This window comes from Prosthecobacter algae, assembly GCF_039542385.1.
GTDB lineage: Bacteria > Verrucomicrobiota > Verrucomicrobiia > Verrucomicrobiales > Verrucomicrobiaceae > Prosthecobacter > Prosthecobacter algae.
On record NZ_BAABIA010000005.1, the window covers coordinates 371,855 to 386,431 of the forward strand.

The 14,577-nt window shown below is 56.4% G+C and carries 11 protein-coding genes; 1 reads left to right on the plus strand and 10 read right to left on the minus strand.

Features of this window, described 5'->3' with window-relative positions; translation table 11 throughout:
- Nucleotides 1-6 precede the first annotated feature (6 nt).
- Nucleotides 7-582, minus strand: coding sequence for a biliverdin-producing heme oxygenase (locus tag ABEB25_RS13855; RefSeq protein WP_345737009.1), 576 nt, complete (start codon nt 580-582; stop codon nt 7-9).
- A gap of 253 nt (nt 583-835) precedes the next feature.
- Between ABEB25_RS13855 and glgX the strand changes: the two genes are divergently transcribed.
- The gene (gene glgX / locus ABEB25_RS13860; protein WP_345737010.1) at nt 836-2,968 is read left to right on the plus strand and encodes a glycogen debranching protein GlgX; all 2,133 of its coding nucleotides are present in this window, start codon (nt 836-838) and stop codon (nt 2,966-2,968) included.
- 8 nt (nt 2,969-2,976) lie between these two features.
- Here the strand turns inward: glgX and ABEB25_RS13865 are convergent, their stop codons facing one another.
- The 9 genes from ABEB25_RS13865 to ABEB25_RS13905 form a co-directional block, all read right to left on the minus strand.
- Nucleotides 2,977-3,495 carry a magnesium chelatase subunit ChlI family protein gene (locus tag ABEB25_RS13865; protein ID WP_345737011.1) on the minus strand — a complete coding sequence of 173 codons (519 nt, stop codon included), beginning with the start codon at nt 3,493-3,495 and terminating at the stop codon, nt 2,977-2,979.
- A 558-nt stretch (nt 3,496-4,053) separates the two neighbouring features.
- On the minus strand, nt 4,054-7,167 hold the full coding sequence (locus ABEB25_RS13870) for an efflux RND transporter permease subunit (protein ID WP_345737012.1): 3,114 nt from the start codon (nt 7,165-7,167) through the stop codon (nt 4,054-4,056).
- 16 nt (nt 7,168-7,183) lie between these two features.
- Nucleotides 7,184-8,161, minus strand: coding sequence for an efflux RND transporter periplasmic adaptor subunit (locus ABEB25_RS13875; protein ID WP_345737013.1), 978 nt, complete (start codon nt 8,159-8,161; stop codon nt 7,184-7,186).
- A gap of 13 nt (nt 8,162-8,174) precedes the next feature.
- A complete protein-coding gene (locus ABEB25_RS13880) occupies nt 8,175-9,497 on the minus strand; it encodes a TolC family protein (RefSeq protein ID WP_345737014.1) in 1,323 nt (440 codons plus the stop codon).
- A 176-nt stretch (nt 9,498-9,673) separates the two neighbouring features.
- On the minus strand, nt 9,674-10,738 hold the full coding sequence (locus ABEB25_RS13885; protein WP_345737015.1) for a HAMP domain-containing sensor histidine kinase: 1,065 nt from the start codon (nt 10,736-10,738) through the stop codon (nt 9,674-9,676).
- Entirely contained in the window at nt 10,735-11,463 is a 729-nt protein-coding gene (locus tag ABEB25_RS13890; protein WP_345737016.1) for a response regulator transcription factor, read from the minus strand. Before ABEB25_RS13890 ends, ABEB25_RS13885 begins: the two co-directional genes overlap by 4 nt.
- A gap of 152 nt (nt 11,464-11,615) precedes the next feature.
- Complete coding sequence (locus ABEB25_RS13895) at nt 11,616-12,293, minus strand: hypothetical protein (RefSeq protein WP_345737017.1); 678 nt, start codon at nt 12,291-12,293, stop codon at nt 11,616-11,618.
- Nucleotides 12,294-12,310: 17 nt separating this feature from the next.
- Nucleotides 12,311-13,150 (minus strand): TonB-dependent receptor domain-containing protein, encoded by an 840-nt coding sequence (locus ABEB25_RS13900; RefSeq protein ID WP_345737167.1) that lies wholly within the window; start codon nt 13,148-13,150, stop codon nt 12,311-12,313.
- A 6-nt stretch (nt 13,151-13,156) separates the two neighbouring features.
- Nucleotides 13,157-14,308: a TonB-dependent receptor family protein gene (locus ABEB25_RS13905; protein WP_345737018.1), complete on the minus strand. Its 1,152-nt coding sequence runs from the start codon at nt 14,306-14,308 to the stop codon at nt 13,157-13,159.
- Nucleotides 14,309-14,577 lie beyond the last annotated feature (269 nt).

Here is a 14,577-nt window from a genome sequence, read left to right on the forward strand (position 1 = left end):
AGGAATCTATGAAGGAAGCCAGCGTGCAAAGACATCAAACGTTTGCCGCGCAGCCTGCACCGCTGCGGGATGATCCTGAGGATGGCGGGTGGACCAAGCCTCCGCCCAAGTGCCAAATTCGCGCCAGCGCCCCACGGTCTCCGGACCGTAACCAGCAAAGAAACTGCCGCCTTGATCGGGCGGAATGTCCAGATGCTGGCCTAACAGGCGGGTGATCACCTGACCACCGAGGGTGGATCCCTCCAGCACATACAGGCAACCGACGGCAGCGGCGGGGCAGTGAATGTCTGGGAGGTCCACACAACGGGAAAGCGCGGCGACATCCTGCGGCACCAGGCCGAGGGCAGCCAGGTCCTCCACCAGCCAAGGGGTCTTTCGCCTCCCCTCATAGTCCCAACCCTCAGCCGACCAGTCCATGGCTGTGGCGAGGCGCTGTTCCAGCGGCTCATAAAGCGTGAAAAAGCCTTCCAGCAGCTTCAGGTAGCTGGTCCGGGATTCAAAATGACGCACGATGTCCAACTGCGTTTCCAGCGCAGCATGAACTTCGGCCGTCTGAGTTTTGAGCAGGTGTAGAAAAGCCATGGGGCGCGAAACACTTCGTTCAGTCATCGGCTGGTCTCACGGAGAGCTTCCAGAAGCGGCTCCATCTGGCACCAGGGATAGGAAGGGGTGTTCATGCAGGGGGGAGAAGAAAGTTCGTGAACCTATCGGATTTCGGCCTTTTGGCGACCTTACAAAAGTTGGGAAATTTCCCCAGGGCTAAAAAACCCTGGGTAAAAAACAAAAAAACCGTGCCTCCACATCCGCCCAAAATGCTGGAAACGAAGAAACGGCGATGAATTCGCTTCCCGCCCTCGGCCACGGCACTCCCTACCCCCTGGGGGCCACCTTCAAGAATGGAGGGGTCAATTTCGCCCTCTTCTCTGCTCATGCTCAAAAAGTCGAACTATGTCTTTTCGATTCAGCCGAGGGGGGACAGGAAACCCGGATCGAGCTGCCGGAGTGTACCAACCAGATCTGGCATGGCTTTGTCCCCGGACTCGCCCCCGGGCAACTTTACGGCTATCGCGTACACGGCCCCTATGAGCCTGAGAAAGGTCACCGGTTCAACCCCCACAAACTGCTACTGGACCCTTATGCCAAGGCCATTGGCCGTCCGTTGAAGGCCTGGGATCCCTGCCTCTTTGGCTATGACTTGGAAGATGACTCCCAAGACCTGTCCTTCAATGAACAGGACTCAGCCACCCACGCACCGCTGGGCATGGTAATCGACTCCACCTTCGACTGGGAGGGCGACGCTTCTCCAGAGACCCCGTGGCACCGCACCATCATTTACGAGCTGCACGTCAAGGGCTTCACCCAAAAGCTCAACAGTCTCCCAGAGCATCTGCGCGGCACTTATGCCGGGCTGGCCTCCGACGAAGCCATGGATTACCTGCGCAAGCTGGGCGTGACCGCCGTGGAGCTGCTGCCCATCCACCATCACCTGGACGACTCCTTCCTACAGGCGCGCGGCCTAACGAACTATTGGGGATACAACACGCTGTCCTATTTCGCCTTTGAACCCTCCTACGCCTCCACCCAGGATCCGCACGCGGCCATGCGCGAATTCAAGGGCATGGTGAAACGTCTGCACGAAGCCGGAATCGAGGTCATCCTCGACGTGGTTTACAACCACACGGCCGAAAGCAGCGAACGCGGGCCCACCCTCTCCTTTCGTGGCATTGACAATGCTTCCTACTATCGTCTCTCCCAAGAGCACCCGCGCTACTACGAAGACTTCACCGGCTGTGGCAACACCCTGACGATGGAGAACCCCTCCGGCCTGCGCCTGCTGATGGATAGCCTGCGCTACTGGGTCACAGAAATGCATGTGGACGGCTTCCGTTTTGACCTCGCCAGCGCCCTCGCACGTGAGCTTTTTGGCTGGAACAAGCTGAGCTCCTTTTTTGATGCCATCGGCCAGGACCCGGTGCTCTCGACCGTCAAACTCATCGCCGAGCCCTGGGACATCGGCATGGGCGGCTATCAGGTGGGGAACTTCCCAACCGGCTGGGCGGAGTGGAATGGCCGCTACCGCGATGAGGTGCGCCGCTGCTGGAAGGGCAATGACCGCGCCAATGAACTGTCCAAGCGGCTGAGCGGCAGCGCGGATCTCTACAACCACAGCGGCCGCGGCCCCCATGCCAGCGTCAACTTCATCACCGCCCACGACGGCTTCTGCCTGCGCGACCTGGTGAGCTACAACGACAAGCACAACGAAGCCAACCTGGAGGAAAGCCGCGACGGGGCCAACGACAACGAAAGCTGGAACTGCGGTCATGAGGGTGAGACCGACGACGCCAACATCCAGAGCCTGCGCCTGCGCCAGGCTAAGAATCTGATGGCCACCCTCTTCCTCTCCCAAGGCGTGCCGATGATGCTGGCTGGCGACGAACGCTGGCACACCCAGCAGGGCAACAACAACGCCTACTGCCAGGACAACGACATCTCCTGGCTGTCCTGGGAGCTGGACTCCACCGCCGAAGAGATGGCGACTTTTACGCGCGAACTCATCGCCCTCCGGCAGGAGCAACCCGTGCTGTCGCGGAAGAACTTTCTCACCGGCCAAGCACTTGAAGAAGGTCAGCCCAAAGACGTCATCTGGTGGAATCCTGAGGGGCGGGAGATGAGCGACGACGACTGGGATGCAGGCTTCACCCGCTGTTTTGGCATGTGGCTGCCTGGCAGGGCACTGCGCGAAATCGGCCGCGACCACCAGCCCCGCACCAGCGACTCCGTCTTTGTCCTCATCAATGCGCACTATGAGGATGTCCACTTCACCATGCCAGCGCCGGATGAAGGCCCCTGGCATCTGCGCCTGACCACCGGACCCCTGAAACCGGACAAGCGCGCCCGCAAGGCCCTGCGCTTTCCCGTGTCCTCACGCTCCCTGGCCGTATTCATTTCGAAACGGGCCACTGATTGAAGACCCATTCAGCTCCACAGATTCCTGTCCAGGGTGCGGTAGTTCACGGCTTCCAGGATGCTGTCCGCGTCGATCTTGTCGGCCTCTTTCAAGTCGGCCAAGGTACGGGCCACCTTCAGGATGCGATCATGGGCACGGGCGCTGAAATTCATCTGGCCCATGGCGTGTTCCATGAGGCCGCTGCATTCAGGATCCAGCTCGCAGTGCTTCTTGATCAGGCGCGGGGTCATCGCGCTGTTGGTGTGGATGCCCTTCAACCCTTTGAACCGTGCGGCCTGGATGGCACGGGCCTTTTCCACCCGGCTGCGAATGCTTTCCGAAGACTCCCCAGGCTGGGTGCTGGTGAGCGCCTTGAAGTCCACAATGGGCACCTCCACATGCAGATCAATGCGGTCCAAAAGCGGGCCGCTGATGCGCTGGCGATACTTCTGCACCATCACCGAACTGCACCGGCAGTCGCGCCGAGTGTCCCCATAAAAGCCACACTGGCAGGGATTTGAGCGGCGGTGATTCCAAGCAGAAATCAAATGCTTCTCTGTGTTTTAAGATACTTCAACACTGTGTAGGCCGCCCATTTCTCCCCTCCCCCCGCAGAGAAAATTGAAGAAGGGCTGGTGGAGGGAGAGGCTCTTCATGCACGGGGTTTCATATGGCCTTCGCCGGAGCAAGCCTTGACTGCGCAAAAATTGCAACTTCACGATGGCTACTCACACCGTGCAATCAGTCGCATCTCTCACTGGAGTCGTAGCCGATTTCCCTTACCGCGTCCACACGCTCTCAGGCAAAAGGCCGGTTAACCAGGACATCGCTCCGTGGCGGGCAAGGCGTTTGGGCGTTGAGCAGACGTAGGCGAACTTAGCCCTTTCCCAACCATGCGGTTCTGTCCCTTCTCTATCCTCCTTCGCGGCTTCGGCACAGGGGATAAAGACCGGGTAGGGCCCTTGAACACACGGGGTTTTCATAGCCGAGAAGCTGGTTACAATTCGTTTTCGCGTATAGCTTGGACGGTCAAGGCTATTTGTTGGCGCGTACGTTCATTAGAAAGGATCCCGAGGAATTCTCTTTTCAAACGTTCATAACACGCTCTAACCCCAATGGTCTTTGCCTAACATCCAAAGTTGTTTCCAATAGGGGATCTTTTTCTTGCCAAATTTAGCGTAAAGAGCCGGCAGGAAAAACAAATTGAGCAAAGTGGAAGTGATTAGACCGCCAAGGATCACGAGGGCCATGGGACGTTCGATTTCGTTGCCAGGAACATCCCCTTTAAGCACGAGCGGAAGCAGGGCCAGGGCGGCAGTGGAGGCAGTCATGAGGATGGGGATGAGGCGTTCTTCAGAACCCTTCAAAATCAAATCCATGCCAAAGGGGTGTTTCTCCTCCTGTTCCAGGTGCCGGTAGTGGCTGACGAGCAGGATGCCGTTGCGAGCAGCAATACCAAGAACGGTGACAAAACCTACCAGGGAACCAAGAGAGAGAATGCCCCCGCTCAACCAAACGGCCAGCACGCCACCGATGAGGGCAAAGGGCAGAGTCAGACTGATGAGAACCACCAGACGCGGAGACTGGAAGTCCGCCAGGAGGAGAACCAGGATGCCCGCAAAAGATGCCAGGGAGAGCCAAGCCAGGCGGCTTTGGGCAGCTTGCCGTTCGGCCCATTCCCCTAAAATTTCAGGATGGTAGCCTGCAGCAAACGCCATTCCATGCACCTTCTGTTCGATGTCACGGGCCACTTCACCGAGCGCGCGTCCAGTAACATTGCACGTGACATCAATGCGGCGGGAGGCCCCTTCTCTTTTGATCCCATTGGGAGTTGGCACAATGGCGAGATCGGCAATGTCGGCGAGCTTCACATGACCTCCGGATGGAGTTTCAAGAAGCAGTTCACGGAGGGTGGTGTAGTCGGCCCGAACTGTGGGCACACTCCAGACAGCGACATCATGCACCCGTTGGTCCTGGTAAACTTCGCCGACTTTGCGGCCACTGATGAGCGTGCTGACCGCTGTCCGGACTTGTCCGGCAGTCAGACCATGCAGTGCGGCTGACTCAGGCCGCAGTTTTATGGTGACCTGGGGGACAAGGGTCTGAGCTTCGATCTTGAGGGCGCTAACGCCGGGGACCTCTTTGAGCAGGTCTGAAACTTCGGTAGCGTGGCTTCGCAGCTGATCCAAGTCAGGCCCGAAAATACGGACAACAATGCTCGCGCTGGCCCCTGTAAGCACCTCCTTGATACGCTCACGCAAGAAGGTGAGCAGATCCCTGGTCAAGCCTGGATAACCATCCACCACGGACTGCACTTTCTGGATGGTGGTGTCGTAATCGGCGGCAGGATCCAAACTGATCCACAGCTCGGTGAAATCAGGCCCCACGACCTCGTCCGCCACTTCGGCACGTCCGATGTGGGCTCCGTGATTGAGCACCCCAGGCACGGCTAGAAGATCCGTGGCGGCAGCTTTGGTGATACGAGTGCTGGCCTCCACCGAGGTATTTGGTTTTTCCAACCAATGCATGAGGAAATCACGCTCTTTAAAGTTAGGCAAAAATTCTTCTTTCAGTTGCGTATGCCAAACCCATCCCGAGCCGACAAAGGCTAGGGCCAGAAGTGACACGGCGATGAAAGGCCGCCGTGAAAAAGCAGGCAGGAGGACTCGGTACCCCCTCTTCAAGCTGCGGGTAAGCCAGGGATCCCTGTGATCATTGTTCCTCACTTTAAGAAGCATCAAGCTCAAGGCCGGGGTCAGCGTCAAAGCGACTGCCAGCGAGGCGGTGATGGCCAATATGTAGGAGAGCGCGAGGGGTCTGAAAAAGGTGCCCGCCAGACCAGGCAGGAAAAAAACCGGGACAAAGACCAGCACGATGATCACGCTGGCATAGACCACGGCACTGCGGACTTCGATGGAGGCATCGAGCACGACCTTGAGCCTGGGCAAAGGGTTGACCAGCTGTTGGTTTTGGCGAAGACGCCTCAAAATGTTTTCAACATCGATGATGGCATCATCCACCACCTCACCCAATGCGATGATGAGTCCGGCCAGGATCATGGTGTTGATCGTCTCCCCCCGCCAGCGCAGAAGGATGAGCGCAATGGCAAGAGAAAGAGGAATGGCCGTGATGCTGATGATGGTGGTGCGCCAATCACCAAGAAACAGTGCCAGGACGATAACAACGAGCAGACACCCAAGCCATAAAGCTTCTGTCAGGTGGTCAATGGACAACTGGATGAAGGTGGCAGGCCGAAAGATGGCGCTGTCGATGACAACACCGGGCAGGGCAGGCTTCATCTCATTAAGCGCCTTTTCCACGCCTTCGGTCACGTCCAAAGTGTTACCCCACGGCTGTTTTTCCACGATGAGCAGGATGCCCGATCCATCGTTAATGACAGCATCACCAATCGGAGCAGGGTTGCCTATTTTCACTTCCGCCACATCTCCCAGGCGAATGGGAGCCCCATTGCGGAATTCGACGACCGTACGAGCCAATTCGTCGGGTGTGGTGATAAGCGACAGTTGGGTAACACTCAGACGCAGGTTTGGCGTATCCACAAAACCTCCTGGTGTGATTACAGCGGCATCTGCGGCTGCCCGTGTCACCGCATCCAGGGTAACTCCAGCAGCGCGGAGACGCTGAGGATCAACAAGGACCTGAAACTGTTTGTCACGCTGCCCCCAGATAGCCACATTGGCGACGCCCTTCACCGACATGAGGCGGGGGCGGATGGTCCATCTGGAGAGCTCGCTGAGCTCCATCTGATCCAATGTTTTTGAAGTGAGTCCTACCTTCAATACTCGACTCAGCGATGAATAAGGAGCCATAAGCACCGGCGGTTTCACGACCGCAGGAAGGCGGTTTTGAGCAAGATTCAACCGCTCCTGCACCATTTGACGGGCCTCCAGAATATCCGTGCCAGCATCGAAGATCATGACCACCGAAGAGAGGCCAAGAACAGATTTTGAACGGATCGTTTTTAAAAATGGCAGGCCATTCAGGGAGTTTTCCAGGGGCACCGTGACCAAGCCGTCCACTTCTTCCGTGGAAAGACCCGGTGCTTCCGTCTGCACTTCAACCAAAGGCGGAGCGAATTCTGGAAACACATCCAGAGGTGCGTTTTTGGTGGCATTGATACCTACCAACATCAGGGTCAGCGCCGCCGCTACGACAAGCACGCGCATGTTCAGTGCCCAAGAGACAATGGAGTTCAGCATGGTTGGATAACAAAGGTTATTTGCCTGTCATAAACTCGGTGCCGAAGAGTTCTGCAGCCCCGTCTGTGACCACCTGGGAGCCGACAGGGGGACCACTGCTCAAAACGGCATCATTACCAGCCAGTCGTGCCACCTGGACTCGTCTGCGCGTGTACCGGTGGCCTTCCATTTTCTCATACACCCACTGCCCCCCATGGATGTCATGGAGCACCGCATTGAAAGGCAGAACAAGGCTTTCTATTTTACTTTCCACCGTAGGAATCTCGACAGCGACACGTTCCCCAGCGCGCAGCTTGAGATCCGCGGGAAACTCATAATACCAATCCAGCGTATTGGTCTGTGCATTCGCGGTGGCCGGCCCCACGATGGGTGTGGCCGTGTGGCGCTGCAGCGGCGAAGCCAGAGAATGCAGGCTGGCGCTACTAGCAGCATCCAAGAGAGAGGCTTCCCCACTGTAGACCGCCACACGCACCCATAGACGCCGGGGCCCGGAATCCTTGCCTACCGCAGAGCCGAGAATGCCACGCTGAGCGTGTGCCGTGACCAAGGCTGCTTCCGCCAGGGCCAAGGCTGACTTGGCTTCATCCACTGAACGCACACTGCCAGCTTCCGCATTCAAAACCTTTTGAGCACGCTCCAACGCAATCCTGGCCGCATCCAGCTGAACCTTTGCCTGAAGGATTCGTCCATCCGCCGCAGCTTGAAGATCCGCGAGGCGCAAGACCTCGTCCAGCGTTCCTCCCAGAACCGGGGCCACCGGCTGGTTTGACGAAGCAAGAGGCATCACCACTTCGCCTGAAAATAGGCGCACGGCAGCAAGGGTGCGCTTTTCTACCGATGCCGTTTTTAACCTCAATCTTTGCTCCGCCTCCGGTTTTAGGGTCACTATGACGAGATCATTTTCTTTGGTGACGGCGGCAGGGGCACCGCTGGCGTCAGCGGCATGTAGGCGCATCGCAAGAAACAAGAGGCTGAGAAGAACTGGAACCTTCATAACATAAAGGAGGTTAACGGAGAGGAGACTGCATGGCATCTTCTAGAGCACCAGCTGCAGCTTGTGACTCAAGCGTGGCGGCCATAAGGGCGAGGTTGGCGTTGCTGGCTTCAAGCTGGCGCCGCGTCCTTTCGAGGGCAGAAACCTCACCAACTTCCACCATTCGGTCGGTCGTTCCTGCCGCTGCAGACGCTTCTTGGGCCAAGGTGGCTGCTGTACGGACCTTGGCACGCGAGGCCTGATAGGCAGCCAATGCGATATCTAGCTCGCCCTGGATCATCCGCTGCTGAGCGAGGAACTTCACTTCAGCCGTCTTACGTCTGGCTTCCGCCTGGGCGATAGGGCCGCGGTTGCGGTTGAGCGGCAGGTCCACATTCAGACCTATCTGCCAACGGTTCTGCCCTTGGTTGTAGTCATAACCTGGAGTGACGCGCAAGTCTGGATACTGGCGGGCAATTTCCAACCGGAGAGCGGACTCTGAAGCGGCGTAGTCAGACAAGAGCGCCAGGAGATCGGCCCGCTGAGTCAATGCACGACGACGACCCGTAGTGACGTCCATATTCGGCAACTTTTTAAAATGGGTGAAATCCAAAATTGCCGCACGGATCTCATTCAAAGGTAGTCCTACGGCAACTGCGAGCTTTGCCTCCCCCGTGGCGGCGAGACGTTGGGAATCCTGCAGGTTTAATCGCGTGCGGTTCAGGGAGAGTCTTGCCTGAGTCAGTTCAAAAGGCGACACATCGCCCGCCTCCATCTGCGCGGTGAGCTTGTTGATGGCTTCATTGTGAAGCTTCTGTTCGGTCTCCAGCAGACGGATGTTTTCACGTGCGCTGTGCAATTCCAGCATCGCTGCACGCACCCGTGATCGTGCCATCCAGGCACGCGAAGCAACCCTCCACCGGGCGGCTTCCGCCATGGCCAGAGCCTGCTCCGTCCGGCGGCTGCGCTTGCCCGCAGTTTCAATAGGGATGGCAATGCTCTGGGCAGCAAACCAAGGAGTCACCCCCACCATGCTGCTGGCGAACTGCGAGCCAAGCGTGAGGGATGGGTTCGGTCTCTGGGCTGCCGTTTGGATGGCCGCAGCAGCCTCGTCAGCCTCCGCACGGGCCAGCGCAACATCGGGATTGTAATAGACTGCGGCGAGGGCCAGAGAATCCACATTCCAAGAGCCCTGCCCTGCTTTCTGCTCCTGCAGGAAACTCCGCAGCCCGGCATCATTCAAGGAACGTCCGACAAAATCTGCGTCGCCTGTGTCTGGAGACAAAGGCCGAGCTTGATAGCTCACGCAAGAACCCAGGAGAAAAGGCAGGATGATCTTCAGAACGAGATTTTTCATGACCAAAAAAATCGGAAACAACGAAACCCTACCTAACACACTAGTCTGCCGGGTGATCTGAAAAGACGATGAAATATCGTTCATATTCTGTCTGCGGCCGGGATCAGAAGCTCCCCTTGGCAGCCCAGCAAAAATGGCGGCAATCGCATCAAGCTTCCAACGTTCCATACAATGGCTCAGGCAGAAGGCAGCCGTAACAACATGCAGGTACGTCCATCGGGCGTGGAGTCCATGACCAAAGTTCCTCCATGGGCCTGAACAATTGAATAAGCGATGCTTAAGCCAAGCCCGCTGCCCTCCACATCGGTTCCATGCGCAGCATCGCCCCTGAAGAAACGTTCGAAGACCCGCTCCTGGAGTTCTGGAGGCAGCAGCAAACCGGTATTCACGATCTGGAAGACAGCCTGATCCTTTTGAGACTCCAATGAGAGCGTGATAGCACCGCCCTTGTGGTTATGCTTCACTGCATTGTCCGCAAGATTGAGCAGCAATTGACGGAGACGCATCCGGTCCCCACGTAGCACCACTGGGTCGCACCTGAGAAGGGTGACCGCAATGTCCGAAGCCATGGCCAGCGTCATCGCATCTTCCGTAAGATCCTGCACCAGCGCATCAAAGGCCACGGTCTCATGGGCGATGGTCAGCAGACCTGCATCCGCCTTGGCGAGGAAAGCCAAATGTCCCACAATGCCCGAAAGTCGCTGAACCTCTTCAAGCATGGAGGTGATGCGTTCACGGTGGTGAACCGGGGTGGAGGCATCCCCCAGCATCTGCTCCATCGTTCCGTGCATGATGGTCAGCGGTGTTTTCAATTCATGAGAGGCATGCAAGGTGAACTCGCGCGCTTGTGTAAACGACACTCCCAGGCGGCTTTTCATACTGTTAAAAACAGCCGTCATGCGGTCAATTTCGTCCCCATTGCCACTGCGAGGCACCGACTCTGAAAGATTTGAGGTGTCAGTCTTCTCCAGCACCTCTGTCAATGCCTCGATGGGACGCAGAGCCCGCCGGATCATGAGAGTTCCAATAAAAATCCCGACCAAGGCCGCTGGAAACCCTCCGAAAAAGATGATCTCGATACTCTCCACCAAAGGACTCTCTTTTTTGACACCGTCGATTCCGCCGCTCATGACAACGTCATAGAGCTCCTGAAATTCAAACCAGCTCCAGAAACCGACGATGAAGAGGGACAGGGCCAACGTCACCGAATAACAAAGCAAGATGCGGCGGCGAAGAGTCATGGCTGGATGCGTAGCGCATAGCCGAGACCACGCACAGTTTGAATCAGAGCGGGGATGTGTCCACGGTCAATCTTGTCACGCAGGCGACGGACATAGACATCCACAAGATTGGTTCCTGGATCGAAATCATACTCCCAAACACTGCCTATAATGTCGCGACGGCTCACCACACGCCCCTCAGCACGCAAAAGACATTCCAGAAGGAGATTTTCCCGCGAGGAAAGATCGATGCGCTTCCCTGCACGCCGGACCTCCCGGCTCGCAGTATCAAACGTCAGGTCTGCCAGAGCCAGCAGACTCGGTTTGGGCGGGGTGTTTCTCCTCATCAAGGAACGTAGCCGGGCCAGCAGTTCCGACATGGCGTACGGTTTGGCAAGATAATCGTCAGCACCTGCGTCCAACCCCTCCACGCGTTGCTCCACCTCTCCACGAGCAGAGAGCATGAGAATCGGCGTTTTATTCTCCTGCGCACGCAGTGCGCGAACAAGGTTGAGGCCGTCGATTTTTGGCAGCATGACGTCCACAATCAAGGCATCAAAACCACCTTTGACCGCCTCGTTCAGTCCGGTAGCGCCATCTTGCACCCAAACGACTTCAAAACCTTCCTGTCTCAAAGCGGACTCCAGAAGGGTGGCAGTCTTGCGTTCATCCTCGACAATCAAAAGTCGCATAGCCGTCAACTCTTCACCAGCCGTCATGGAGGAAACAAATGAAAGGGCTGTCATTTTTGGATCTCCTCAAATGGAAACCAAAGTTGTCCGGCGGAAAAGACTGAAAGCAATGCCCAAATATCGAAGGCCCTGACAGGATACCCTGCTAACCCCGGGGTTATTTACCGGCTAGAGGACATTGCCTGAAGGGCCTCCGTGACAGCGCTTCACTTGGCCACGACCGTAAACGTCGAGCGATGGCGCAGGGCCTCATACTCGATGGATTGGTAGCTTCCTGCAGCTTTTTCCAGATAAATCACCTCAATGACGTAGGACCCGGACCAAGGGGTGGGAATGGCAAGAGTTCCGTCCTGGTTCGTCTCCAGTTCACGAGACCACAAATTGGGAGCGTGGACATTGACTTTCGCCTTCGCCAGAGGTTGGCCGTTGAAGCTCACAAGCACACTTTTTCCCTCTTTATCTGCTGGCGTGATGTCCAGTTTCAGTTCTGGCTTGGGCAGTGCCGAACCCGGAACCCAGGCGCGGGCATAAAACATGGGCTTGACGATGCCGATGCCGCTTTTCCGCCAGTCCTTGACCTCATAGTCGAGCTTTTGGGTGAGGAATCCACTGACTGGAGAGGTGGCAGAAACCAGGAAGTGATCCTGGTTTGTTTGGGCTTCGACTGATTCCTTGCCCCCTCGGGTCCCCGTTACAAAGGTTTCCCGCCGGATCATTTCATCCAGCCGGCCGCCTTTGATTTCACGCACATCTTCCTGGTATTCTCCAAAGAAGATTTTGGCGGAAAGGCCATCAGCGGCGGCCTCAATCCACAAGTAATGCGCCGAGACCGGCCCGGAGAAGATGGCAGCCGCAACCGCAGCAATCTGAAGTATCTTTTTCATTTTTTGTTATCCTCGGATCAGAAGGTCAAGGTGGCACCCACATAGGCCGTACGGCAGACGCCTGGGAAAATGCCGCGCTGAGAGCCGGTACGGCGCTGTGTTCCGTAGCTTTCATCGAAGAGGTTGTTCACGCCAGCCTTGAGAGACAAACGGTCGTTCACCTTCCAAAGAGCCTTCACGTCGAGGGTGGTGTAGGCATTGAGCTGGCCCACGGTGCCAATGGCGTTTTCGTCAAAAGTATTGGCGGCATCGGCAAACTGATCACCGATGTAGCGGCCCTGGACGACAAAGCTGAAACGGTCTTTGTAATCATACTGAATCCCAAAGATGCCGACCGTGCGAGCCACATAGGGCACTTCATTGCCATCGAAGGGGCCATCCTGGATTTTGGAATCCACCAAGGTGCCACCAAGTTGCAAAGTCACTTCGTGGGCCCCCTCATAAAGGCCGCGACCTTTAATGGCGTTGACCAGCTGGAAGAACTCAATTTCAAAGTTGGTCTCCAGACCAAACGTGCGGGTGTTGAAATTGCTGACTGTACCGGAGGACACCACGACCTGGTCTTGAAAATTCGTGTAAAAGATGCCAACATCCGAGGTCAGCCATGAGACAGGCTTGCCACGCACACCGATCTCATACGTCCATGAATTGGATGCTCCCAGCGATGCCGAGGAATTCTGAATCGTCGGATTGAAGGAGTCTCCGAAAGAAGGTGGAGCAAACGAACGGCTCACATTACCGTAGGCGACAAAAGGCTCCGTGATCTCATAGAGCAATCCCAGGCTCGGCAGCCAGACGTCGTAGCTTTGCTCTTCTTCGCCTGTGCCCTTGAAAATATCCTCCCGGGTCTGATCAATGTGTTCTTAGCGGACCCCTGGAGTGATGGCAAACTTGTCCGTGATCTGGAAACGATTTTCGAGCCAGCCAGCATACACGGTGGTGGTAAGGTAATCAGAGGACTTGAGCACGGAATTGTCCTCACGAGCACGTCCTGAATTGCCGGTCTTAGTGCGGCGTTTGGCATCGTCTCTGTAGAAGCGGCCCCCAAGGGTCAGTTCATTGTCTTTGAAAGAACCGAGCTCGTATTTGAGCGAGTACTTAGGCTCAAAGCCAATGACAGCAAAGTCGCGCAGGGCCTGTTCATTGTTATTGGCCAGGGCATTGCTGGTGCTGTTGGCATTGGCGTAGTTTTGCAGGTACCAGTCGCGGCTGAAATAAGAGGCATAAAAAAGCAGCTCCAAGCGGTTGTTTTCATCGAACTGGCTGATGGTGCGAATGTCGCCTGCAACACGGTTGCCGTAGAAATTATCATTTGGCTTGGAGCTGAAACTAGGGTCATGAGCAAACTCGGATGGCAGGAGGCCTCCAGGGGTTTCAGACATCTCGTCATAGTACGCGAAATGACCGATGACACGATGGATGTCGTTGATCTGATAGGCCAGACGAATGTCCAGATCATCAATTTCGAAGCCCAGATTGTCTCGGAAACCAGAACCGCCGGAGTGCATATACTCCACGGAGTACTGGAGACGGTCGATGGTGCCGTTCACCGCAATATTGCCGAGATAGGAACCGTTGCTGTCATAGCGAGTATCCAGGGTAACGCTCATCGGCTCGGAGGAGATGTCCCGCGAGAGAAAATTCACCACGCCGCCTACCGTATGCGGGCCATGGCGCAAGGCGGCACCGCCTTTGATGACCTCAATGCCACCAACACGCTCTGCTGGGACACCATAATAACCCGCATTTTCAGAATACATGGAGGGCTGCACCGGCACACCGTCATGTAGCAGCAGGGTAAACTGGCTGCGCTGTGGGTTCAGACCACGAATGCCAACATTGGGTTTGGTGCCACGGCCATCTTCATCAATGTATTGCACAGACGGAATACGGACGAGAATTTCCCCCAGATTTCCTGGGGCCTGAAGGGCCAGCTGCTCAGGCGTGACGACTTCAACACTGCCAGACTGCTTCAGCCTGCGCTGCTCCAGCTTTTGCTTGAGATCAGCAGCCATAGGCGAGGCCGTGACGACCACTTAAGAAAGCGTTTCGGAATTCGTGGGAGCCGTTGCGGTCTGGGCTTCAACCAGAGATGCCAAGGACAAAGCCATGGCGGCGGAGAAGACGGCCACTCCATGAAGGGAGGGGCCTTTTGACCGTAACGTCTTTGAGGATGGACAGAGTCGAGAACTTGATTTCACGGTGAGGGAGCAATTCATATTATGCGGACCGCGCCTTATTGCACTTGGGTATCAAGATCAATAAACCAGTGAGACACTCCCCA